The following is a 23,117-nucleotide window of genomic DNA, read 5'->3' as shown; positions in this document are numbered from 1 at the left end:
TAATGAATAATATAATTAGGTATAGTATGCAAATTGCTATGTTAAAACAACTGCTTGCCCGTAAACTGATTTCTGAAAAAGAATACACTCTTGTAAAACAAAGTCTGATGAAAGACTATAAGGTGCTTTCTGACATAACTGCTTGAATTGTGTTTTTTAAAGTAGTACAATAACAATATGAAAGGAACACAAAATAAGGAGGTGTACTATGCAGGAAGTTGAAGTAATAAAAGCAAAAAATGTTTTGGCAAGACAAGCCCGTGGAAAAGCCATTGAGCGTTTGCGTGTAGCTGCATATTGCCGTGTAAGTACAGATAGCGAAGATCAGTTAAACAGTTATAAATCACAAGTTCAGTATTATACTGACATGATTAAGAAAAACAAGGAATGGGTGTTAGCTGACATTTATGCTGATGAAGCAATTACGGGGACACAAGTAACAAAACGAGAAGATTTTCAGCGTATGATAAATGACTGTATGAATGGTGAAATTGACATGGTATTTACAAAATCCATATCAAGATTTGCCAGAAATACTTTAGACACATTGAAATATGTTCGTATGCTAAAAGAGAGAAATATCGCCGTTTATTTTGAAGATGAAAAAATCAATACACTTACAATGGATGGAGAGTTATTGCTTGTTGTTCTTAGTTCTGTTGCACAGCAGGAAGTCGAGAACATTTCAGCCAATGTAAAAAAAGGGTTGAAAATGAAAATGAAGCGCGGCGAGCTGGTAGGTTTTCAAGGTTGTATTGGATATGATTATCACCCAGAGGATAAGACAATAACTGTAAATCAAGAAGAAGCAGAGATTGTCAGATATATTTTCAACCGTTATGTTGATGGTGCTGGTGGTTCTGTTATTGGACAGGAGCTTGAAAGTCTAGGTTATAAAACGAAGTATGGGAGTTCCACATGGGCACCATCTACGGTTATTGGAATTATTAAGAATGAGAAATACAAGGGTGATATACTCTTAGGCAAAACTTTTACTGTTGATCCGATTTCCAAACGTCGCCTTGAAAACATGGGTGAAGAAGATAAATTTTATATGAAAGATCACCATGAGCCGATTATTAGTGAAGAAGTTTTTGAAAAAGCACAGGAAATTCTTAATCGGAGAAATAAGAACCGAACAACGGTAGGCAGCGGTAAGCGTGAGAAGTATAGCAGGAAATACGCATTTAGCTGTATGCTAGAATGTGGCTTTTGTGGTGGTACTTTAACAAGACGTAATTGGCACAGTGGCTCAAAATACAGCAAGGTTATATGGCAATGTGTAACGGCTACGAAGAAAGGAAAGAAATTTTGTAAACATAGCAAAGGTATTCCAGAAACAGCTATTGAAGAAGCATTTGTAGAAAGTTATCGTTTATTATGTGATGATAATAAAGATGTTCTGGAAGAATTTTTGCAGAGAATGGACGATACTCTTAGTAGTAGTGTGGTGTCAAAACAACTTGCAAAAGCGGAAAAGGAGATAGACGCATTAGAGAAGAAAAAAAGTAAACTTGTGGATATGCGTCTGGAAGAAATTATTGATAAGGAAACCTACGAAAGTAAATATGCTGATTTAGTAAGTAAACAAGAACAGCTTGTTGAAGAAAGACAAAAGTTACAAGAAACTTCTGATAATGAGAAAGACATAAAAAAACGTTTGAAAGAGTTTAAGAAAACTCTGGAACAGAATGAGGTTCTTGATAAATTTGACCGCTATGTGTTTGAAAGCATTGTTGAAAAAGTAATTGTAGGTGGACTTGATGAAAACGGAAATGTTGACCCTGCACAGTTGACCTTTGTTTATAAAACAGGCTTGAAGAATAGCGTAGATGGTGCTAAATTTAAAACACAAAGGAAAAATGCAAGAGGACGGCATAGGACTAATGAATTGTGTTCACATGACAGCAACGAGGTTGATAAAATGTGTTCCGATAGTAGTAACGACACATGTGGAAACTGTAGCTAAGATAATCAAACAATAGTAATGTTTATATAGATTATATACTAATAATATATTGTATTTGCCACCGATTTGCCACTGTAAAGCGATTTTGGTGGCAAATTTAGTCTACAATGTTATCAAAAATCTCTAAAGTTTTATTTTTAATTCTATAAAACTTATTATAATTGTAATTTTAAAAGAAATCGTCAATCTACAGTAGCCAGATTTTATACAACTCATTTTTTTCATAGAATAATTTACATAATCTATAGTTGAATATTATTTAATATTTTTATATTATAATTCATTAGCAAATATAGGCATTACAAATGTTGATAAACATGTGAAAGCACATATCCACTTATAATTATTTTTTTTTAAACCATAAAATCACCTCTTCATTTGTTGTATGTTTTTATAACAAATGAGGAGGTGATTTCCAAACAATTTAAAAGGTTTTTGTATATTGACTAAAATTTATTTTTATTATTTATAATTCTTAATAATACATATGTACCTACTGATTCCATATTAAACTGTATAATTTTTGTTCATCTTTTTTTATAATTAAAACTACATAGTTTTCATAATTTCTCTTATATATATACTTATCATCTTTTTTAACTTCTAACTTATATTTTTTAAAATCTTCTTCAATTTTATTTTTATTACTTTTATTAATGTTAACAGAATCTCTTTTAAATTTATCAATATATTTTTCTATTTCATTAATATTATCTTTGCTTACAACTATACCACCTTTTAAATTAAAAACTTTTTTGAAATTTTTTTCAGAAAATCCTTGAATAAAATAACTTTGTCCATCTCCATTAATACTATCTTGAGTATCAAATACTTCAATTTCTTTGTTAGGTATTGGTATATCAAAATTCCAAGATTCCTTTAGCATTGAAATATTAGCTGTTTTTCCTAAAAAAAGATTATATAGGATACTTCCTAATAACAAAACATCTATTAATAGTAGTGTGATTAATACAATTTTTCTCTTTTTCATTTTTCGTTCACAACCTTTTGAAAAAACATGATTTAATTCATCATTTGAAGGCATGTCTTCAAGAATAATTTTTGTTGTGATAGGAATGCTTTCTTGAAACATATCATTTGTAATATCAAAATCTTTTCTTTGATTACTCAATATCCATTTCTTCTAATATTTCTTTTGATTTTTTCTAGTACATTGAATACTCTTATATACATTCTCCTCTTTTAAAATTAAAAGTTATAAAAGAATAAGTTATATAAAAAATTATTATATTTTTTAATATAGCTTATTTGCAAATTTATAATTTTGTTAATCTAATCCTTCAAACTAAAAAATCATTTATGTTTGCAGAATTTCATTTTAAGAGATGTTTATTTTCACATAGATAAGAGAATTTAAGTTCTCATATTTATTATTTGATACAAATTTACATCTTTATTATATGTATTTTAAATAAAAAATAAAATTATGAATACTAGAAATCTATCTTAATTAGCTTTCTAACATAAGGCTATTTAAAGTAGATAAAACTAAAAAGGGTTCTCTAGAAAACCAAATCTATTTAATTATACTTACTTACTAATACCATCACTTGATGCAAACAAGATTCTACCACATTTTCTCCGTACTCTAGTATAAAATCATCTAGTTGTGTATCTATAAAATCACAATAATCATATGAACTACCAATATAAGCAGTCAACATATGTGTACATCTATCCATTTTATCTCTAAACATATATATTATTATCCCCCTAAAAAACTTTCATAAAAACAAAAAGAATATCTCTTTTTGGCAACTGGCTGACATAACTCATAGTTTATTTTATAAGCGTTAGTCCCTATAGCTTTGCGTCACTAAATTTCTCTAGTTTTGCCGATTTAGTTTTATTCTACAATTACAATAATACAATAGAATTGCTTATTATTCAATATACTTATTTGAAAATTAAATAAATTTACAAATATGAACGTTATTTTATATCAAAAAAATAGACTATGCATGTAGAATATATGGAAAAACTTGATTGTAGGTTTTGTATGAAAAGACAGTTGTTATTAATTTAAGTGAGATAAATTGAGCAACAGGCATAAAATGAGAAAACAAATAATAGCAGTTAATTTTTATTATTAATACTAGGTGAACATTAAATTTTAAAATACCACTAGATTTTATAGAATAAGAAAATGAGACAAACATAAATATATGAATATATTAAATTATACTTGAACATACTTATATTTTATGATAAAATTTCAATAATAATTATTAGTGAAGGAGTGTCTTGCCTGATGTCAGAGTTATATATAATGGTAACCAACAAATAAATAGTTGGAGACGCATATGGGTCCTGTTTAATCAGAATTTTTAAGTGTATTTTTGATACATTTGATTGTTGTGTCTTACTCTGCCTTTATAGATAACTAACATTAGACAACAAATAATAATATTACATATTACTTTGTTAAATTGTGGTGTAGTGGGCTTTAATCTGCTACACTTTTATTAATTTTACACAGTATTATTTTGAATATAATTATGTTGAAATAGAAGATACTAAATTTTCTAGTCCACAGGGGTTTTCTGTTTTTGTGTAGGTAAATATGTATACCACATAAAAAGGCAGATATAAATACCTGTGGACTTTTTTTGTAGAAAATACAAGATACGGAGGAAATAAAAATGAATTATAAAAATAGAAAACGAGCTTATTATCAGGAAAATTCCTGTATGGATAACTTTATTTGCAAAAATTGTGGTTGTCTTGTAGTTCCTGAAGGAGCTGGTACACAACATAGAAATCATTGTCCACATTGTTTACATAGTCTTCATGTAGATATCATTCCTGGTGACCGTGCTGCAGATTGTGATGCTAATATGGAACCTATTGGAGTGTGGGTGAGAAAAAATGGTGAGTGGGCAATTATTCATCGTTGTACACGCTGTGGACATCTTAGTTCTAATCGTATTGCAGCTGATGATAATTCAGTGAAATTAATGTCAATTGCATTAAAACCACTGGCACAGCCCCCTTTCCCACTAGAAAGAATCATTGAAAAGTTGGAAAAGGAGGAAACAGAATGAATGGTATGAAACAAATCAATTTACAAGACTATGGTCTAAATAGAAATTTTATTACTCAAAGTATGGAATATCATGATTTATACCTTGCTCGGATTATCTCGCAGGAAAAGAACTTTTATCAAGCTGTATGTGTAAATGGTGTACTGTTTGCAGAGGTTTCAGGAAAGCTGCGTTTTGAGGCTACTATACAATCTGATTTTCCCACAGTTGGTGATTTCGTTATGTTGGATCGTTGCAATAATAAAAATGGTAATGCTATTATTCATCATGTGCTTCATAGAAAAAGCTTGTTTGTGCGTAAGGCTGCTGGAAAGGTAAATGAGGAGCAGGTGGTTGCAGCTAATATTGACATTGTTTTTTTGTGCATGTCACTGAATAAGGATTTTAACATTCATAGATTGGAGAGGTATCTGTCTTTAACATGGGAAAGTGGAGCTATCCCAGTAGTAGTACTTACTAAATCAGACTTATGTGACAATGTGCATCGTAAATTACAAGTAGTTAATTCTATAGCCTTGGGTGTAGATGTAGTTGTTACCTCATCTATAGAGCCAGATGGTTATAAACAGATTTCTAAGTATATTAAACCAGGCTGTACTGTTGCCTTACTTGGTTCTTCAGGAGTTGGAAAATCTTCATTAATTAATTGTCTGATGGGTGGAGAATTTTTAAATACAAAGGAAATTCGCATAGATGATGATAAAGGAAGACATGCCACGACTAGACGAGAGCTATTTTTAATTTCAGGTGGTGGTATTGTTATTGACACACCAGGTATGAGAGAGTTGGGAATGTGGGATGTTTCAGAAGGTTTAGATAAAAGTTTTGCAGATATAGAAGCTTATTTCGGAAAATGTCATTTTCGTAATTGTACTCACACCTCAGAACCAGGCTGTGCTATCTGGGAAGCTATTGCTCATCAAGAACTTTCGCCTAAAAGATGGGAATCCTATCGTAGGCTTAAAACTGAAGCAGTATTTGCAGACAATAAAAGCGAATACTTAGCAAAAAAAGAAAAGAAATTTAAAAATATCTCAAAAATAAATAAGAAGATTAGAAGATAAGTGTAGTTTTTTTGTTCATTCTATGAGTCTATATACTATTAATATATTAAATTTGCCATCAATTTGTTACTTTAATGTGATTTTGATGGCAAATTTGGTTTGTGGTATTATTTAAAGCAATTTATTAATTTTTTTAATAAAGTTTGATTTTTTATATGATGATATATACATGTGATAATGTATACATATTTGTTACGATAGGCTTCTTTATAAAGAGGTCTTATGTAAGATAAGAAAAGGCATATTTATACTAATACATAATAGAGTATATGCTTATGTATGATAGAGATGTTTCTTAAGAGCAAAACTGCAATATTGCTAATTTATAAAGTAAAAATATATGAATTATAAAATACAAATAATATATTTATAAAAATTATTGTTTTAATTTATAATAAAAATTTTTTGTTGAAAATAATGCTCGAACCTATAAAACTATTAACTAATATTTGTAAATGTATACTTTTGATGATAAAATATAATTAAGTTAAGTTGGTTTCTATAAACATAAATTTATTTTAGGGAGGTGAAATAAATGAAAATATCTAGTCAATATAGAAGTCAATATTCATTTAGATATGAAAGTAATATAAATAATACAAGAATAAATGAAAATATGGTTAAGAAAAATGAAACTGTAGGAAAAGACACTTATTTATCTAATATTATGAAACAAAAGCAAGAACTTAATGATAGAATTAGAGATTTAAAATATAGACAAGAGGTTTATGCTAAAAAAATAAATGACGCAATTAAGAACTTATGTAAATCAGAAATAAGAGAAACAACTAATAACTTTTCTAATATAGAAATAGGTATTAAAAATAGCATTATAGAAGATAAAAATAAAAGTACAATGTTAGATGAAAATTCAACTTATCTAAATACAAATGATGAAAAAGAATCTTTAATCACTAAAGAGTCTAATGAAAAAATTGAAGAAGAAATATTAAATGATGAAAAATTAGAAGAGTTAGAACAAAAAAAGGATTATAAAGAGGATTCCAATAAAAAAGAGAAAGTATCTGAGGACTTATCTTTAGTAGGTAAAACTCGTGAAGAGCTTGAAAATATGCTTAAAAATTTTATAAATTTAACACAAGAAGAAATAATGAAACTTGAGTCGAGAATAGAAAAGTTAGATAAAGATGCTGAAGAATACAAACAAAATTCAAAGACTAATATATTTGATAAAACAGATGAACAAAAAAAACATATAAATGTACTGATTTAAACAATATGTTTTAAAAAAATAAGTTTATTATATAATGAAAATATAAAGGTACAATTTCAATACACTTCTATTAAACCAATAATTTATGAATCAGATTTAATTTCAATTTACTAATAACCATATATTTATGAGTTAATAATTTTATGTTTTAAAAAGAATTAAATAAGGGGGAGTAGTATGAAGAAGAATATATTAACTACTATGATTACCATGATTATTATATTGATGATGAGTATGACAGTAATGGCAGAGCCATATCAAGAAGATGAAACATCTAGCTTGAAAAAACAGAGTGCAAATGAACGTAATCAGACTAATATAGGCACAATGGATGGCAGAGTGCAAACAAATGCAATAAGTAAAGGTGCTAATTATGACCCTAAATATCCTCTTAAAGGAATGTTAACACAACTTGGTCTTAATACAACAGGTAAAGAGGGATGGGATTTACTCTATGGAGGAAATCCCAATGGAGTTGAGCTTCGAGCAGATGGTAAATATTATTATATAAATAAAGGTATGGAAGGGCTAGGATTTTATGCGGCAGCATTGTCAGGTGGCTCATATCAGAGAATAGGCTTTGGAAAACTTGACCCTATAGAAGTAATAGCCGATGGAAATTGGATTTCTTACAAACAAGCTCAAGATACACTTACAGTAATCAGGAATTTTTTAAATAGTTTTGACTGGAGAAATGCATCTGAGATGGAAAGAGCTAATAGAGCTGCAAAATTGGTAACCGAAGCAAAATATGCAGACTCTAAATATTGTAATATAGTCTATGGTAATCTGGTTGATAAACGTGGTGTATGTGGAAGTTTTGCAAGTAGCTTTCATTTATTAACAAGGTTAATGGGAATGAATTCACTATTTATATTAAATCCGTCATTAAATCATGCTTGGAACTATATACAAATTGATGGGAAATGGTATAGGTTTGATGGGTCTGAAATATCAGATTTTGGTGGATCATTAGACTTTGATTACCGTAAATTAAAGGATGCAACAAGAGAGATGACTACTTACTATGATGCTAAGGCATTGTCTATATTAGGATTTAATCAATAAAAATAGGGGAGGCTTCTTATAGAGCCTTTTTTTATTGATTTGAAATTTAATAAGGAATTTTATATGAAAATTTAATCAATAAAAGCAAAAAAGGCTCTTTATAAAGCCTTTCTAAGTGTTTTTTTAAGTAAAATTTTTTATATCAACATCAGTTTTAATCAAAACATATAACATTTTGGACTTACTTTTAAAAATAAAATTATTAAAATATAATATTAATCATGTTAATAATGTTTTTAGTTTATTATATTCTATAATAGTGGTCATGTTGACTATTGTAGTTTTATTAAGAATAGTTGGTTTATATAAATATATGCAAAGATAGCTTGTTGTTTACTTTACTTATTAGTATATAGGACAAGATACTCTAATAAATTTGCCTATTTTAATATCTTTTGTACTAAAACCAACTAAAGTTTCCTTTATTATTTCGTTTTGAATAATACAAAGCATAATCCGATTGTTTGTATAAAGACTGGAAAGTATCAGAGTTATTTTCTAATTTAGATATACCTATAGAACAAGAATTACTCTCTAGGCATAATTCTAAAACCTTCTTTGCCTTATTTTCAACATTCTCTTTTGATTGATTACTATATTCAAAAACAGCAAATTCATCTCCACCAAGTCTTCCAATAATAGCATCATTTACGAATACTTTAGTCAAAATATTTGAAAAATGTATTAGTATTTCATCTCCTCGAACATGACCAAAGATATCATTTACCTGTTTAAAATTATCTAAATCAAAGATGTAAAAGTATCCATGTGAAACAGTTTTAAGCATTTCTTTTATGTGTACTTCAAAAAAATGTCTATTGTATAGTCCAGTCATAAGGTCTTTTTCTGATTTTAGTTTAAATTCATTTGCCATTGCTAGTGCTTCTTGTGCTTTTTCAGTTATTGTTTTAGGGTAATACTCATCTTTCATTTGGTCAAAGTTTGGAATAGAATGGTGAACATGGATAAGTTTAATCATATCATCTGTAACTCTGTATACCATAGTAAATCGAGTATCCATTTCTACATAGATATCTTTTTCTAGGTAATCTTTTTCTATTACCCAAAGAGTACCATATACTATAAAAGCTTCGTCTGTAACTTTGGTACATGAATACCACTCATCTATAATCTCAAAGTCTATTTGCTCTGATTCTGTTTGGTCTTTTTCAAGACCTATAATAAATTCTTCTAATGTTTCGTAAAATTCATGTTTTCCTGTTCCAATTAATGCAAGGTTGTCATCTAATAAGGAAATAATAAATTTAAGGTTTTCTTCTTCTGGATTTAAAATATAAATATGCCAAATTTTTTTTGATAAATCTCTTAATTGTTTTTGTATTGTATTATTTTCCATAGATTACCCCCTTAAGATTTACAGTTTATATTTTAATGTATTATAAGTTGAACTCTTATTACAATATTATTATAATATAGAACTAAAGAAATTACATCCTGTATAGGTAAAAGTATATCTTTTACAATAAAAATATTACAGTAAAATAACCAGTTTTAATATACGTATTATATTTTTAATTTATAAACGAATATTATAAATGAAATTTAAATTCAACCCTGAAGAAATAAGCTAAATGTATTAGTATATAAATCCATACTTGAACATAAATAACCTTTATGATATGATATCAATAATAATATTATGAGAGGAGTGCCTTGATGTCGGAGTTATATAATGGTAACCAACAATTAAATAGTTGGAGACACATATATTCTGTATAATCAGAAATTTTAAGTGTATTTTTAATACATTTAATTTTTGTGTCTTATTCTGCCTTTATAGATAACTGACATATGACAACAAATAGTATTTAAAATATATATTACTTTGTTAAATTATGGTGTAGTAGGCTTTAATCTGCTACACTTTTATTAATTTTGTATAGTATTATTTTGATAACTATTTTGAAATAGAGAGTATTAATTTTTCTAGTCCACAGGAGTTTTCTGTTTTTGTGCTGTTAAATATAAGCACAGAAAAAGGCAGATATATACCTGTGGACTTTTTTTATATAAATTATGAAATATGGAGGTAGTTAAAATGAGTATAATTGAACTTAATGAACTGACTAAATCTTATAGAAGATTTGAGAAAAAGGCAGGATTTATGGGGAGTGTAAAGTCTTTATTTAATAGGAAATATACAGAAAAAACAGCTATATCGTCATTTGATTTAAAGATAGAAGAAGGAGAATTTGTTGGATTAATAGGTCAAAATGGAGCTGGCAAAACTACTCTTATTAAGATGTTAACTGGTATTATTGTACCGTCTTCTGGAGAAATATCTGTTATGGGTTATTACCCTAACAAATTAGAAAATAATTTTAAAAAACAATATGCTGTTGTTATGGGCCAAAAAAGTCAACTATTCTTTGAATTGACACCAGCAGATACGTTTCTTTTATTTAAAGAATTATATGATATATCTAATGAAGAATATAAAAAAAACTTGGATTACTTTATCGAATTATTTGAGGTATCTGACTATTTAAATGTTCAAGTTAGGACGCTTTCTTTAGGAGAAAGAATGAAAATGGAACTAATAGTAGCCCTTCTACATAATCCAAAAATATTATTTTTGGATGAACCAACTATAGGCTTAGATGCTATAGCCCAAAAACAAATTAGGTATTTCCTAAAAGAAGTAAATGAAACAAAAGGAACTACTATTATACTTACTTCTCATTACATGGAAGATATTAAGAGTCTCTGTAGTAGAAGTATTGTTGTAGAAAATAGCCGTAAAATATATGATGGTTCTACAGAGAAACTATTTAATCATTTTCAAAAATATAAAAAAATAACAGTTAGTTTTTCCAATGAAACTAACATTGTATTTCCAAAAGATTGTAAAGTTGTTGAACAAACAAATCATAAGATATCAGTAATTGTGCCAAAAGAAAGAGGAAATGAAACGATTAAATGGATTTTTGATAAATATGATGTTAAAGATGTAATGATTGAAGAAGAAGATATAGGTAGTATTGTAGAGAGAATATATAAGAAAGGAAGTGATGAGTATTATGAGCAACTATAATGAAGCAAGTTCAAATTATTCAATGTTTTATAAATTTAAACAGAGTATTAGAAGGTATTATGAAGTAGCCAAAATTAATTTTAAAGTGCAACTTATCTGGAGATTTGATGTGGTGGTTAATATGGTGTTTACGATTGTAAAAATTTTATTTGCTTATATTTTATGGAAAGCAATTTTTGGTGAAAATAAAATAGTCTCTGGTTTTACATTTAACTCTATGTTATCTTACTATATAATAAGCTCATTTTTAGCAGGTATTGATATGTCAAAGAGTACCAGTGAAGAGATATGTAATCGTGTAAAATTGGGCACCTTTTCAAAGTACATGATTATTCCAATTAATGTTCAAAATTATTTTATTGCTAAAAATTTTGGAATGACATGTTTTTATTTTGTATTTAATATGATTTCTGCATTTGTATGGATTTTTATATTTAAAATAGATTTTGCCTTTACATCAAATCCAGTTCAAATATTAATTTCAATTTTGATGATTTTTCTAGGGTTTATTTTTATGATGAAACTCCACTTCTTTATTGGGATTTTGTCATTTAAATTTCTTGAGATTAGTTTTTTTAGAATGATAATTGAAAATATTGTTGAATTTATTACAGGAACAATGATACCACTTGTACTCTTACCAGAAACTATAGTAACAGTTATGAAGGTATTTCCATTTTATTATACAACATATTTGCCATCTATGTTACTAATAGGTAGAAACAGCAATGAGGCAATACAAGGATTAATTATTCTAGCATTATGGGTTTTATTTTTTTCTGTAGTAAATAAAGTTATGTATAAAAGAATGAGAACATTATTTGATGGGGTGGGTATATGATGAAAAAAAATTTGAAAATAATATTTATGTTATTAAAAATGAAATTATCAAAGATGATGGTATTTAGATTTGATTTTTTTGGAGCATTTTTTGTAGATAGTTCATTATTTATATTACAACTTCTAATGTTTAATAGTATATATTCTCATGTAGACTCAATAGGGGGATGGCAACAAGGAGAGATGTTAATATTTATAGGAACTTTCTCATTAATAAATGCGATAAATATGACGATTTTCTTTTTTGGTATTTATGATATTCCACGAAAAATCCAAGAAGGAGAATTAGACTACTATATTACAAAACCATTAGATCCACTATTTAGGTTAACATTTGAAAATATTAATATTGGTTCATCACCATTAATTCTAGCAAGTATACTTATTGTTTTATATGGAATATCTGAGTTAAACTCAGAGATAACTTTAGTTATGATAATAATATATATTTTCATGGTGTTATTGATGACATTACTTTTTTATGATGTATGTATCATACTTAGAACAGTTTCATTTTTTGTTATATCATCTTCTGCGATAATGAGATTAGAAGATAATTTATTGCCAATGAATATGAAAATTCCTGGTGTAATATATGAAGGTGTTTTTAAAGTATTATTCTATTTAATCTTACCATATGGAATTATGTCGACAATTCCGACTCAAATTTTGGCTGGGACAATAACAATTAATGGATTAATATACTCAATTTTAATTGTATTTTTGTTTACATTGTTTATGTGGAGATTTTGGAAGTTAGGTATGAGACATTATAAAAGTGCAAGTAGTTAATAAATTAGTAAAAATAAACAATGTATAACTATATATAAATACGTTTCATATGACACTAAACTATGTGAACAAGTATTTGCGCTAAAGGCACTGAAAGCTATAAAATTATTAAAGTAAGAATTTAAAAGTTTCTTTAGTAGAAATATAATTGTGTAAAAAAGCAAGATTAATTAAAACTATATCCAAATAATTAGATATAATTCTTATGCAGAAAGGAGGTCTGTAAATGTCTAATTGTTTGGAATATATTTTAAAAATAATTAATGTACAGAAAAATAAACAAAATGAGTGATGTATATTATTCAGAAAATCATGAACAAGATAATCTTTATGAGCAAGATAATTTACTGGCACAAAGATTTAATTTATTTACTCTATTGAAGTTTGCATTTCCTACTATTTTTATGATGATTTTTATGGGGTTGTATACAATCGTAGATACTATATTTGTATCAAGATTTATTAATACAAATGCTCTATCAGCAATTAATATTGTATGTCCAATTATTAATCTTATAGTTGGAATTGGAACTATGCTTGCCACTGGAGGAAGTGCTATTGTAGCACGTAAGATGGGAAATGGTGATATTGAGGGAGCAAATAAAGCTTTTTCTTTAATCGTATTATCAGGAGTTGTAATTGGGGTAATAATTACTGGTATAGGTATTGTATTTATGGATTATATCATTATATGGTTAGGAGCAAGTGAAGTTTTAATTAAATATTGTCGTTCATATCTTTTTATTATCTTGGTTTTTGCTTCTGCAAATATACTACAAGTATTATTTCAATGTTTATTTGTAACAGCTGGAAAGCCTCAATTTGGATTATGGCTAGTGTTAGGTGCTGGGTGTGCTAATATAATTCTTGACTATGTGTTCATTGTTCTGTTACAAATGGGTATTAGTGGAGCAGCACTTGCAACTGGAGTAGGATACCTAATTCCTACCATTTCAGGTATGGTTTTCTTTTCAAAAAATAAAGGGTTACTTAAATTTTGTATACCTAGACTAGATAAAAGAATATTATTTGAAGCTTGTTTTAATGGTTCATCTGAAATGGTGGGTCAACTATCAACAGCAGTTACTACTTTTTTATTTAATGCTATGATGATGAAATTAATTGGTGAAGATGGGGTTGCAGCTATTACAATAATTATTTATTCTCAATTTCTTTTAACTTCGCTTTATATAGGTTTCTCAATGGGTGTTGCACCAATAATAAGTTATAACTATGGAAGTGAAAATAATACGCAGTTAAATCATGTTTTTAAGATTTGTATATTATTTATTTCAGTAGCATCTTTATTGGTATTTATCTTTTCTATATCATGTTCACCAATCATTGTAGAGACTTTTTCTCAAAGAGGAAGCCGAGTTTATGAAATTGCAAGGTCCGGATTTTATATATTTTCTTTTAGTTTTATTTTTTGTGGATATAATATTTTTACCTCATCTATGTTTACAGCATTATCAAATGGAAAGGTGTCTGCAATATTATCTTTTCTACGTACATTTGGATTTATAACTATAGGTTTATTGATATTGCCAAATATATTAAATATAAATGGGATATGGTTAGCAGTACCAAGTGCTGAGATTTTAACCTTATTTTTAACTGTTTTTTGTATATTTAAGTATAAGAATAGATATAAATATATGTAGATATTAAATAAATAGCTTAGATAGATATTTTATGTTTTAATAAGTAATTCAATTAGTGGTAGATATATACTATTGAAAATTAAAGTTATAATTGATATAAAGAATTAATAAAAATAACATATAAAAGTTTAAAAGGGAGTTGAACTTAAAGTTTGATTAGAAAAAGTCAATTTTAAGACAACTCCTTTTATTTTACTATTGTATTAATCTGTATCTGTAAGTGTATTAGTCTAATATTATAAACTTTGGATGAAATTAATTTTCTATAGGTTTTAATGTATCATACACTTTATTTTAAAGAAACTTATCTTAATTTTCATAGTGATTGAATTTGTCTATTAGAGATGTTACTATTAGTAATGTAAAAGCAAGAGTAGTGAATATAAAAAACAAGATAGTGATACTGCAAGATTAGAATATAATAAATTTTTATGGAGAGATTTCAATATGGATACATGTTTTAATAAAAAAATATTACTTGTTGATGATGAAAAGGATATAGTAGATTTAATTGAAGAAGTACTCATAAATGATGGTTTTAAAAACATTATTAAAGCTTATAATGGTCTAGATGCTATTTCGCTGTGTAAGATAGCATGTCCAGATGTTGTCATTCTTGATATAATGTTACCAGATATAGATGGTATAGAAGTGTGTAAAAAAATTCGAGAGTTTTCATACTGTTCTATTCTTTTTTTATCATCAAAAAATGATGATATTGACAAAATACTAGGTCTTAGTAGTGGGGGAGATGACTATATAACAAAGCCATTCAGTCCAAGAGAAATTGCTTTTCGAGTTAAAGCGCAATTACGTAGACAACAGTATCAAAGCATTGTACCATCAGATAGTGAAGTTATTAAAATAGGAGATATTACTATTGATATAGAAGGAAACCGTGTATATAAAGATAGAAATGAGATTGAGTTAACTGGAAGGGAGTATCATCTTTTAAGCTACATGGCTAAAAATGTAAATAAAATTATAGGAAAAGAAAGACTCTATGAACAAGTATGGGGAGTATATAGTAGTATTTGTGACAATACAATTATGGTGCATATACGACATATAAGAGAAAAAATTGAAGATAACCCCTCAAATCCTAAAATACTTATAACAGTTAAAGGACTAGGATATAAACTTGTGAATAGAATCGATTAGAATAGATTTTAATATTAATGAAGATATCTCAAGTTGAATTTTTAGTTAATGAGGCATTCTTTTATGGGTGAAATCAAATGTATTTTCGTTATCTCAACAATGAAGAAGAGGTCTATCTCTATTTTGAGATAGCCTCATTAAGTTTATATCCTGGTAATGTACTTTATGTTCTAATAAAATTTTTTTAGTTTATTTGCAGTGAAACATTAACTAGAACATTAAAATTTGCATTGAAATACCAATTAAATAATATTGTATATTGTGTATAAACTTATACTAATTGTTTTTCTATATTAAATACTTTATCAATCCAACCTTTATAAAATTTTTCTTCATGGGAAACTAGGATTATACTTCCTCTAAACTGTTTCAAAGCATTTTGTAAAGCATCCTTTGTCTCTGCATCAAAGTGATTGGTTGGTTCATCCAGAATAAGAAAATTACAAGGAGATAACATCATACAACATAATTTAACCTTAGATTGTTCACCACCACTTAAAGTAGATACACTCCTTGAAACATGCTCTTCCTTCACACCACATCTGGCTAGATGACGTCTAATCTCTTTTGTATTTAATTTTGGATATTTATCTGCTACTATTTGAAGTGGGGTTTTATCAGGATTTTCCCATTTTAAATCTTGCTCATAATAACCAATTTTAACTTGTTCTGAAAACTGGAAATCTCCAGATATACGAGGAATATCTTTTACTAATGTCTTTAACAAGGTAGATTTACCGATTCCATTAAAACCAGTTATAACTATTTTTTGACCTCCATCAACAGAAAAATTTAATTTTGGAAGTAAAGAATAGTAGTATCCAACTTCAAGATTTGTTATAGTAAGAGCATTTTGAGCCGATATTTCAATTTCTGAAAATTGAATATTTGGTTTTCCTGTAAAACTAGGAGGAGCTATTCTTTCTATTTTATCCAATTGTTTTTGTCTTCCTCTTGCAATTTTTGAATTTACTCCAGCTTTATTTTTACGTATAAATGTTTCTTCTTTTTCTATTTTCTTTTGTTGTGCTTGATACCTTCTAATATAATCTTCTCTTAAATGTGATTTTTGTTTAAGGAACTCTGAATATTTTCCATGATATTTCTTAATCATGCCAAATTCTATATCAAGAATACCTGTAGAAATTTTTTCTAAAAAGTCAAAATCGTGGGAAACTACAATAAATGCCCCATTAAATGTATTTAAATAATTTGAGAGCCATTCAACATGTTCTTTATCTAAAAAGTTTGTTGGTTCGTCTAATAATAGAACATCATGGTTAGAAAGTAGTAATTTTGCTAAAATTACCTTTGCCCTTTGACCACCACTAAGCTCTCCAACAACACGATTCATTCCTATTGAATCTAATCCAAGACCATTTGCTATTTTATTTATTTCATTATCTATAGAATAGAAATTATTTGCTATTAGTTGTTCCTGATAATCTGATGCTTTGATTAGATATTGCCCATTTTCAGATATAGCACTTTTTTGATAGAGTAGATTCATTTCCTTTTCTATTTTATAAAGTTCCTCAAATGCAGTGTGTAAATAGAGTGATATTGTTGTATCTCTATTGATTTCTGCATATTGGTCTAAATGGCCTATATTGATATTAGGTTGCCACTTGATTTCTCCTGAATCTGGAACAACTTCTCCCAATAAAATTTTAATTAATGTACTTTTACCTGTACCATTTTGGCCAACTACACCTATATGTTCACCTTTGAATAAATCAAAGTTAGCTTTCTCATACAGTGATTTATCCATAAAACATTGTGATAAATTAGTTACTTTTAATAAACTCATAATTCAAACTCCTTTTCTTTTATTAAAAAATTTATGGAAATAAAAAAAGCAGAGGAATGGCATTGTAAAATGCCGACCTCTGCTTTTGGAAAAACAAAAGGTCATAGACAAGCATTGTTGTCTATGACCAGAAAATCTATATTATCTATCGGCAAATAGGTAATTTTAAATAAGCATAGCCAAAAAACTATACTAAACCTATATTTGCCGATGAAGATAGAAAGCTTTAAGCTTTCAGATTAACCTCTACACAACGCTTCATCGTATACATTTGTGTAGAGTTAAGTTTTCTAACAAGTTTAACTAATTCTATATAAATCATAATTATTCACATCCTAATCTTAGTATTAATTCTAGTTTATCTATATTTAAATTGTACTTTTGTACTTTGTGGATTATCTTATTTATTTAAAATACGTTTTATTAATTATAGCTTAAGTTATGTTATCATAATACTTAGTTATAGTCAATAAGAAAGTTATATTTACTATTATTATATTAATTTAGTAAATCTATCATTACAAAGTTATTTGAAGACTCGCTATCAATAAAATTTTATAGTCTATAAGAAAATTAAGATTATGAGTTTTATAATTTTGATATAGGGATACTATTTTCATAAATATTACAACATGTAGAAGTATATGTCTAGTATTGTTGAATTTTCAATGATATATTAAGGTTCTAATATATTATACAAAATAAAAACATTAATTCAACTTAAATAATTTTAAGTATTATATGTGTTTTGATTAAAGAAAACTAAAATTTTAAGGAAAAATAACATATTTGTATTAAATTTTATTGAAATGATTAAATTTATTTACTTAATGTAAATTATTAGCTAAAATTGTATTAAATAATTAAGGAGGTGAGTAGCTCTGGATGAAATAGATTTAAAAATAATTAATTCTCTAAAAAAGAATAGTAGGGCTTCAACCTCTGAAATAAGCAGACAAATTAATTTATCAGTACCAGCAGTCTCAGAGCGTATAAGGAAAATTGAGCAGTCAAATTTAATTCAAAAGTACACTATTCAAATTAATCGGGAAAAAACAAAATATAAGCTTTTGGCTTTTATATTTATCAATACTGATTTATCTAAAAGTATGAAAGAATTTAAGAAAACTATATTGGAATATGATACTGTATTAGAATGTCATCATATTTCAGGAGAGTATGATTACTTAATAAAAGTATTAGCAGAAGATACAAGTAATCTTGAAGAGTTTATATCAGTGACTTTGAAGGAAATTGGGGGGATTCAAAAAGCTAATACAACCATTGTTTTATCTACAATTAAAGAAGAATTTAATACAATAAAAGATATTTTTTAAATAATTTACTAGTAAAGTGTTAATTATATTTTAGGAGGAAAATAGAATATGAAAGTTTTAGTTTTTTTAGCAAAAGGTTTTGAAACTATGGAATTTAGTGTATTTGTAGATGTTATGGGATGGGCTCGTAACGATTATGGGCATGATATTGATGTAGTGACTTGTGGATTTAAAAAACAAGTTATGAGCACATTTAATATACAAGTATTAGTTGATAAGACGATAGAAGAAGTATGTGTTGATGATTATGATGCTCTAGCTATTCCTGGAGGATTTGAAGAATTTGGATTTTATGATGAAGCATATGATTCATCTTTTTTAAATCTAATAAGGGAGTTTAATTCAAAAGAAAAAATAATCGCTTCTATTTGTGTGGCAGCATTGCCAGTTGGAAAAAGTGGTGTTTTAAAAAATCGTAAAGCTACTACATATCATTTGAAAAATGGTAAAAGACAAAGACAGTTAAGTGAGTTTGATGTAAATGTAGTTAATGAACCAATTGTTGTAGATAAAAATATTATAACCTCATATTGTCCAGAAACAGCTCCACATGTAGCTTTTAAGCTTTTAGAAATGTTGACATCTAAAGAACAAATGGATGAAGTTAAATTAGCAATGGGATTTAAACTGTAATGGTTTATAGATTTTCTAAGTAATCAGAACCCCAGTCACACATGGAATCTAAAATTGGAATAATACTCTTTCCAAAATCAGATAGCGAGTATTCTACTTTTGGAGGAACAACAGGATAAACCACTCTTATAATTAAACCATCTGATTCTAATTCACGTAATTGTTGAGTTAACATCTTAGGCGTTGCTTTAGGAATTAATTTTTTTAATTCATTGAACCTCAATATAGTGTCTTTAAGATGCCAAAGTATAAGTGTCTTATATTTACCACCAATCAATGCAAGTGTTGCTTCTATTGGGCAACTGTAATTATCTAAACATTTTTTCATTTTTGGGCTCCTTTATTTATTTTAAAGTATCTTTTTAGGTACTATATTACAAAAAAGTGCATTATTGTAATATAGTACCATAGTGATAAAATTATAGCATAGGTTAAATAAATCATCAACTTAGCCTAATAAAACAATAGGGGGTAAATAAATGAATTTCGTTGAACTTGCAAAAAAAAGATATTCTTGCCGTAATTATCAAGATAGAAAGGTTGAAAAAGAAAAACTTGAGAAGGTTTTAGATGTTGCAAGAATAGCTCCAACTGGTGGTAATCGTCAACCTCAAAGATTGATTGTTATTCAGGAAAAAGAAGGTATAAATAAACTTTCTAAGGCTGCCAATATATATGATGCGCCATTAGCAATTCTTGTATGTGGAGATAAAGACAAAGTTTGGACAAGACCTTTTGATGGGAAACAACTTACAGATATTGACACAAGTATAGTTACAGACCATATGATGTTACAGGCAACTGAACTTGGATTGGCAAGTGTTTGGGTGTGCTATTTTAATCCAGATATAATTAGAGAAGAGTTTAGTTTGCCAGATAATCTAGAACCAATAAATATATTATTGATGGGATATGAATCTAAGATACCAGAGAGCCCAGAGAGACATGAAAAAACTCGTGTTCCTTTAAGTGAAATTGTTTCTTATGAAACTCTTTAATTATAAAATTAAGTTATTCATAGGATAAATGTAATAAAGTGTTTATTATAAACAAAATTCAAAATAAATAATATCTACATATAATTAATTTTAGTGAAGTATATCTAGTTTAACTAGAATGTATACTTCACTAATTTATTTATTCAAAATATTTATGAGGATTTTAATATATTAACTAAAATATATCAATTGAATTAACTTTCAAATCTGGAAAAGCACTTGAAATATAGTGTTTTATATCATTTAAATGGTCTTGAATTTGCTTTTCTGATATTTTATCAGGTCCATATACAAAATACATAATATTTTTAGTATCTTTTGTTATAGCTGTTCGATTATCAGGGCCATTAAGAATACTAGATAATATACCAATATTATCTGATAAAAATAAATCATCTTTTGTTAAAATATGTTCTTTACCACCTATACCATAAAAATGTTCACTTCCATTTGCTAATTCTATTTTCAAAGGTAATTCCATTTTATCAAGGTCATGACCTGCTGTTAGAAGAAGATTTTTCAATTCTGCTAAAAACATTGACTCAATTGTTACACCTACATCTGGGATACCTTTTGATTTTAATAGAATAGATTCTAATTGAAGCAATACAGGGTAAGTTTTCTTGAATTTTTTATAATACTTTATATAACTTGAAACAGGCTCTGTTTTAATTTTTTCTTTACGATTGTATTCTGGGTGTTGTTCTATAATATTTTTAATTGTAGAGTTTTTAAGAACTAAAAAATTTTCTTTATTAGGTTTTGAATGTGTAATATTTATAACCATAACTCCAAATTTAATATTGGGATAAATTTCTTTAACTTTATGTGATATTTCTAACATAATATAGACTCCTTTTTATTTTATATTTTATGATATAATCTTAGCAAATTAAAAGTGGATTTTGTAGTTCCATTTTTATAGTAATTTTATAGAACCACTTTTGGAGGTATTAGAATGTGGATTACGATTAATAGAAATAGTAATATATCATTATCAAGACAAATTTATTGTGAGATAAAAGATATGATTCTGGATGGAAGCTTAAAGTTTGAGCAAAAACTGCCATCATCTAGGACTTTATCAAAAGAACTATCTGTATCTCGTAATACAGTTTTAGATGCATATAATCAATTAATTGCAGAAGGATATTTGGAAACAAGGAATGGATATGGAACAATTGTAGCTAAAGGAATATCAGGGCATAAAGTTGATTTTAAGTTAAATGATACTTTTAGAGATGAAAAAGATTTACATACTAATAAACAAAAAAATTATATAGATTTTCGTTCAGGAGTTCCAGAATTAAAACTATTTCCACGCAAAGAATTTTCAAAGCTATATAAACAAATACTGTATGATTTATCAGATTCGGATTTCAGATATGGAAGTACAGCTGGTGTATGGGTTTTAAGAGTGGAAATATCTAAGTATTTATTTCGTACTAGAGGAATTAGATGTAATCCCAAAAACATTATGATTGTTTCTGGTTCAACACAAGGTTTATCTTTAATTTCACAGCTTTTATACAAAAGTAATAAAAAGGTTGCTGTAGAAGACCCTATTCATAAAGGCTTATTAAAGGTTATTTCATCTATTGGATATTCAGTTGTTGGAATTAAAGTAGATGATAAGGGAATGAATACCAACTTAATAAAATCAATAAAAGGGATTTCTTTTGTTTATACTACACCTTCTCATCAATACCCATTAGGAGGGATTTTACCTATTCAAAGAAGACTAGAGCTTATTAAATGTGCAACAGAGAATGATTACTATATAATTGAAGATGATTATGATAGTGAATTTAGATATGAGGGTCAACCAATTAGTTCTCTTTATGAACTTAGCCCAAATAAAGTAATTTACATAGGTTCTTTTAGTAAAATATTATCTCCAGCTATTCGTGTTGGATTTATGTTATTACCAGACAATATTTTAGAAAGCTATAAAACCTTAAAAATGTACTCTGATGTTCATACAGAAACAATATTGCAACATGTATTAGCTGAATTTATTGGAAATGGAGGTTTAGAGAAGTACATATTTAGAATGAAGAAGTTGTACAATAGAAAACGTAAGTACCTCATAAAAGTTTTAAACACGGAATTTAAAAATGAATTTAAAATAAAAGGTGAAGCAGCAGGGCTTCATATAGTTGCTCATTTCTATAATGTTAAATTTACGGAAAGTTTAATTCATAAAATTTTTGAAGCAGGTATAAAAGTTTATCCTATACAACAATATGCAATTGAGAATATATTAGAATATGACCATGAAATTATACTAGGTTATGCTCATCTTAGTTTTGATGAAATTGAAAAAGGTGTAAAAATACTCAGCAAAATAATACATATGAATCAAGGTACATAGATAAAACATATAGCAATCTACATATAATAGATGTAATTAAGTTTAAACTTTAA

The 23,117-nt window shown here is 27.4% G+C and carries 21 protein-coding genes, 1 pseudogene and 1 riboswitch; of the genes and pseudogenes, 16 read left to right on the top strand and 6 right to left on the bottom strand.

Annotated features, from left to right (window positions below):
- Positions 1-2 precede the first annotated feature (2 nt).
- The gene (locus tag CDIF1296T_RS17420; protein ID WP_018112600.1) at positions 3-146 is read left to right on the top strand and encodes an SHOCT domain-containing protein; all 144 of its coding nucleotides are present in this window, start codon (positions 3-5) and stop codon (positions 144-146) included.
- Between the two features lie 62 nt (positions 147-208).
- Positions 209-1,969, top strand: coding sequence for a recombinase family protein (locus CDIF1296T_RS17415; RefSeq protein WP_016729349.1), 1,761 nt, complete (start codon positions 209-211; stop codon positions 1,967-1,969).
- Between the two features lie 493 nt (positions 1,970-2,462).
- Here CDIF1296T_RS17415 and CDIF1296T_RS17405 read toward each other — a convergent pair whose 3' ends face one another.
- Together CDIF1296T_RS17405 and CDIF1296T_RS17400 are read right to left on the bottom strand one after the other, a co-directional pair.
- Positions 2,463-3,101, bottom strand: a complete 639-nt coding sequence (locus CDIF1296T_RS17405) for a hypothetical protein (protein ID WP_009898526.1) — start codon at positions 3,099-3,101, stop codon at positions 2,463-2,465.
- 409 nt (positions 3,102-3,510) lie between these two features.
- Positions 3,511-3,687, bottom strand: a complete 177-nt coding sequence (locus CDIF1296T_RS17400) for a hypothetical protein (RefSeq protein ID WP_003416990.1) — start codon at positions 3,685-3,687, stop codon at positions 3,511-3,513.
- A gap of 53 nt (positions 3,688-3,740) precedes the next feature.
- Positions 3,741-3,837: riboswitch (cyclic di-GMP riboswitch) on the bottom strand.
- Between the two features lie 795 nt (positions 3,838-4,632).
- Between CDIF1296T_RS17400 and CDIF1296T_RS17395 the strand changes: the two genes are divergently transcribed.
- The 4 genes from CDIF1296T_RS17395 (at position 4,633) to CDIF1296T_RS17380 (ending at position 8,400) form a co-directional block, all read left to right on the top strand.
- Positions 4,633-5,034, top strand: a complete 402-nt coding sequence (locus CDIF1296T_RS17395) for an RNHCP domain-containing protein (RefSeq protein WP_003436247.1) — start codon at positions 4,633-4,635, stop codon at positions 5,032-5,034.
- Positions 5,031-6,098, top strand: coding sequence for a ribosome small subunit-dependent GTPase A (rsgA, locus tag CDIF1296T_RS17390; protein WP_009898525.1), 1,068 nt, complete (start codon positions 5,031-5,033; stop codon positions 6,096-6,098). The genes CDIF1296T_RS17395 and rsgA overlap by 4 nt, the downstream gene beginning before the upstream one ends.
- Positions 6,099-6,633: 535 nt before the next feature.
- A complete protein-coding gene (locus CDIF1296T_RS17385) occupies positions 6,634-7,332 on the top strand; it encodes a hypothetical protein (protein ID WP_009898524.1) in 699 nt (232 codons plus the stop codon).
- A gap of 177 nt (positions 7,333-7,509) precedes the next feature.
- A complete protein-coding gene (locus CDIF1296T_RS17380; RefSeq protein ID WP_018112714.1) occupies positions 7,510-8,400 on the top strand; it encodes a transglutaminase domain-containing protein in 891 nt (296 codons plus the stop codon).
- Between the two features lie 400 nt (positions 8,401-8,800).
- Here the strand turns inward: CDIF1296T_RS17380 and CDIF1296T_RS17375 are convergent, their stop codons facing one another.
- Positions 8,801-9,757: a diguanylate cyclase domain-containing protein gene (locus CDIF1296T_RS17375; protein ID WP_009898522.1), complete on the bottom strand. Its 957-nt coding sequence runs from the start codon at positions 9,755-9,757 to the stop codon at positions 8,801-8,803.
- A 702-nt stretch (positions 9,758-10,459) separates the two neighbouring features.
- Between CDIF1296T_RS17375 and CDIF1296T_RS17370 the strand changes: the two genes are divergently transcribed.
- From CDIF1296T_RS17370 to CDIF1296T_RS17350, 5 genes are all read left to right on the top strand, one after another.
- On the top strand, positions 10,460-11,455 hold the full coding sequence (locus CDIF1296T_RS17370; RefSeq protein ID WP_009898521.1) for an ABC transporter ATP-binding protein: 996 nt from the start codon (positions 10,460-10,462) through the stop codon (positions 11,453-11,455).
- Complete coding sequence (locus CDIF1296T_RS17365) at positions 11,442-12,296, top strand: ABC transporter permease (RefSeq protein WP_009893957.1); 855 nt, start codon at positions 11,442-11,444, stop codon at positions 12,294-12,296. Before CDIF1296T_RS17370 ends, CDIF1296T_RS17365 begins: the two co-directional genes overlap by 14 nt.
- Entirely contained in the window at positions 12,293-13,087 is a 795-nt protein-coding gene (locus CDIF1296T_RS17360; protein ID WP_021359900.1) for an ABC transporter permease, read from the top strand. The genes CDIF1296T_RS17365 and CDIF1296T_RS17360 overlap by 4 nt, the downstream gene beginning before the upstream one ends.
- A gap of 284 nt (positions 13,088-13,371) precedes the next feature.
- Positions 13,372-14,751 (top strand): MATE family efflux transporter, encoded by a 1,380-nt coding sequence (locus CDIF1296T_RS17355; protein WP_009898519.1) that lies wholly within the window; start codon positions 13,372-13,374, stop codon positions 14,749-14,751.
- Positions 14,752-15,198: 447 nt separating this feature from the next.
- Positions 15,199-15,912, top strand: coding sequence for a response regulator transcription factor (locus tag CDIF1296T_RS17350; RefSeq protein ID WP_009898517.1), 714 nt, complete (start codon positions 15,199-15,201; stop codon positions 15,910-15,912).
- Between the two features lie 271 nt (positions 15,913-16,183).
- Here the strand turns inward: CDIF1296T_RS17350 and CDIF1296T_RS17345 are convergent, their stop codons facing one another.
- Positions 16,184-17,722, bottom strand: coding sequence for an ABC-F family ATP-binding cassette domain-containing protein (locus CDIF1296T_RS17345; protein ID WP_009898515.1), 1,539 nt, complete (start codon positions 17,720-17,722; stop codon positions 16,184-16,186).
- Positions 17,723-18,603: 881 nt separating this feature from the next.
- Between CDIF1296T_RS17345 and CDIF1296T_RS20235 the strand changes: the two are divergent.
- The 3 genes and pseudogenes from CDIF1296T_RS20235 to CDIF1296T_RS17335 all read left to right on the top strand — a co-directional run.
- Positions 18,604-18,738: pseudogene (locus CDIF1296T_RS20235) on the top strand (Lrp/AsnC family transcriptional regulator); the annotation flags it as partial.
- 54 nt (positions 18,739-18,792) lie between these two features.
- Complete coding sequence (locus CDIF1296T_RS20030) at positions 18,793-19,059, top strand: Lrp/AsnC ligand binding domain-containing protein (protein ID WP_009891831.1); 267 nt, start codon at positions 18,793-18,795, stop codon at positions 19,057-19,059.
- A 48-nt stretch (positions 19,060-19,107) separates the two neighbouring features.
- Complete coding sequence (locus tag CDIF1296T_RS17335; RefSeq protein ID WP_003436217.1) at positions 19,108-19,692, top strand: DJ-1/PfpI family protein; 585 nt, start codon at positions 19,108-19,110, stop codon at positions 19,690-19,692.
- Between the two features lie 4 nt (positions 19,693-19,696).
- Here CDIF1296T_RS17335 and CDIF1296T_RS17330 read toward each other — a convergent pair whose 3' ends face one another.
- Entirely contained in the window at positions 19,697-20,020 is a 324-nt protein-coding gene (locus CDIF1296T_RS17330; protein WP_003436216.1) for a winged helix-turn-helix transcriptional regulator, read from the bottom strand.
- A 151-nt stretch (positions 20,021-20,171) separates the two neighbouring features.
- On the opposite strand from CDIF1296T_RS17330, the gene CDIF1296T_RS17325 reads away from it, so the two are divergent.
- Complete coding sequence (locus CDIF1296T_RS17325; RefSeq protein WP_003429152.1) at positions 20,172-20,690, top strand: nitroreductase family protein; 519 nt, start codon at positions 20,172-20,174, stop codon at positions 20,688-20,690.
- 175 nt (positions 20,691-20,865) lie between these two features.
- On the opposite strand, the gene CDIF1296T_RS17320 is transcribed toward CDIF1296T_RS17325, so the two are convergent.
- Positions 20,866-21,534, bottom strand: a complete 669-nt coding sequence (locus CDIF1296T_RS17320; RefSeq protein WP_009891824.1) for a phenylalanine--tRNA ligase beta subunit-related protein — start codon at positions 21,532-21,534, stop codon at positions 20,866-20,868.
- 114 nt (positions 21,535-21,648) lie between these two features.
- Between CDIF1296T_RS17320 and pdxR the strand changes: the two genes are divergently transcribed.
- On the top strand, positions 21,649-23,064 hold the full coding sequence (gene pdxR, locus CDIF1296T_RS17315; RefSeq protein ID WP_009898511.1) for a MocR-like pyridoxine biosynthesis transcription factor PdxR: 1,416 nt from the start codon (positions 21,649-21,651) through the stop codon (positions 23,062-23,064).
- Positions 23,065-23,117 lie beyond the last annotated feature (53 nt).

Source organism: Clostridioides difficile ATCC 9689 = DSM 1296 (assembly GCF_001077535.1).
Classification (GTDB): domain Bacteria; phylum Bacillota; class Clostridia; order Peptostreptococcales; family Peptostreptococcaceae; genus Clostridioides; species Clostridioides difficile.
Note: the sequence above shows the minus strand (reverse complement) of the source record. Positions and strands in the feature narration are given on the sequence as shown.

Coding starts and splice junctions, on each gene's coding strand:
- CDIF1296T_RS17420 (WP_018112600.1), top strand. CDS start 3: ATGAATAATATAATTAGGTATAGTATGCAAATTGCTATGTTAAAACAA.
- CDIF1296T_RS17415 (WP_016729349.1), top strand. CDS start 209: ATGCAGGAAGTTGAAGTAATAAAAGCAAAAAATGTTTTGGCAAGACAA.
- CDIF1296T_RS17400 (WP_003416990.1), bottom strand. CDS start 3,687: ATGTTTAGAGATAAAATGGATAGATGTACACATATGTTGACTGCTTAT.
- CDIF1296T_RS17395 (WP_003436247.1), top strand. CDS start 4,633: ATGAATTATAAAAATAGAAAACGAGCTTATTATCAGGAAAATTCCTGT.
- rsgA (WP_009898525.1), top strand. CDS start 5,031: ATGAATGGTATGAAACAAATCAATTTACAAGACTATGGTCTAAATAGA.
- CDIF1296T_RS17385 (WP_009898524.1), top strand. CDS start 6,634: ATGAAAATATCTAGTCAATATAGAAGTCAATATTCATTTAGATATGAA.
- CDIF1296T_RS17380 (WP_018112714.1), top strand. CDS start 7,510: ATGAAGAAGAATATATTAACTACTATGATTACCATGATTATTATATTG.
- CDIF1296T_RS17375 (WP_009898522.1), bottom strand. CDS start 9,757: ATGGAAAATAATACAATACAAAAACAATTAAGAGATTTATCAAAAAAA.
- CDIF1296T_RS17370 (WP_009898521.1), top strand. CDS start 10,460: ATGAGTATAATTGAACTTAATGAACTGACTAAATCTTATAGAAGATTT.
- CDIF1296T_RS17365 (WP_009893957.1), top strand. CDS start 11,442: ATGAGCAACTATAATGAAGCAAGTTCAAATTATTCAATGTTTTATAAA.
- CDIF1296T_RS17360 (WP_021359900.1), top strand. CDS start 12,293: ATGATGAAAAAAAATTTGAAAATAATATTTATGTTATTAAAAATGAAA.
- CDIF1296T_RS17355 (WP_009898519.1), top strand. CDS start 13,372: ATGAGTGATGTATATTATTCAGAAAATCATGAACAAGATAATCTTTAT.
- CDIF1296T_RS17350 (WP_009898517.1), top strand. CDS start 15,199: ATGGATACATGTTTTAATAAAAAAATATTACTTGTTGATGATGAAAAG.
- CDIF1296T_RS17345 (WP_009898515.1), bottom strand. CDS start 17,722: ATGAGTTTATTAAAAGTAACTAATTTATCACAATGTTTTATGGATAAA.
- CDIF1296T_RS17335 (WP_003436217.1), top strand. CDS start 19,108: ATGAAAGTTTTAGTTTTTTTAGCAAAAGGTTTTGAAACTATGGAATTT.
- CDIF1296T_RS17330 (WP_003436216.1), bottom strand. CDS start 20,020: ATGAAAAAATGTTTAGATAATTACAGTTGCCCAATAGAAGCAACACTT.
- CDIF1296T_RS17325 (WP_003429152.1), top strand. CDS start 20,172: ATGAATTTCGTTGAACTTGCAAAAAAAAGATATTCTTGCCGTAATTAT.
- CDIF1296T_RS17320 (WP_009891824.1), bottom strand. CDS start 21,534: ATGTTAGAAATATCACATAAAGTTAAAGAAATTTATCCCAATATTAAA.
- pdxR (WP_009898511.1), top strand. CDS start 21,649: ATGTGGATTACGATTAATAGAAATAGTAATATATCATTATCAAGACAA.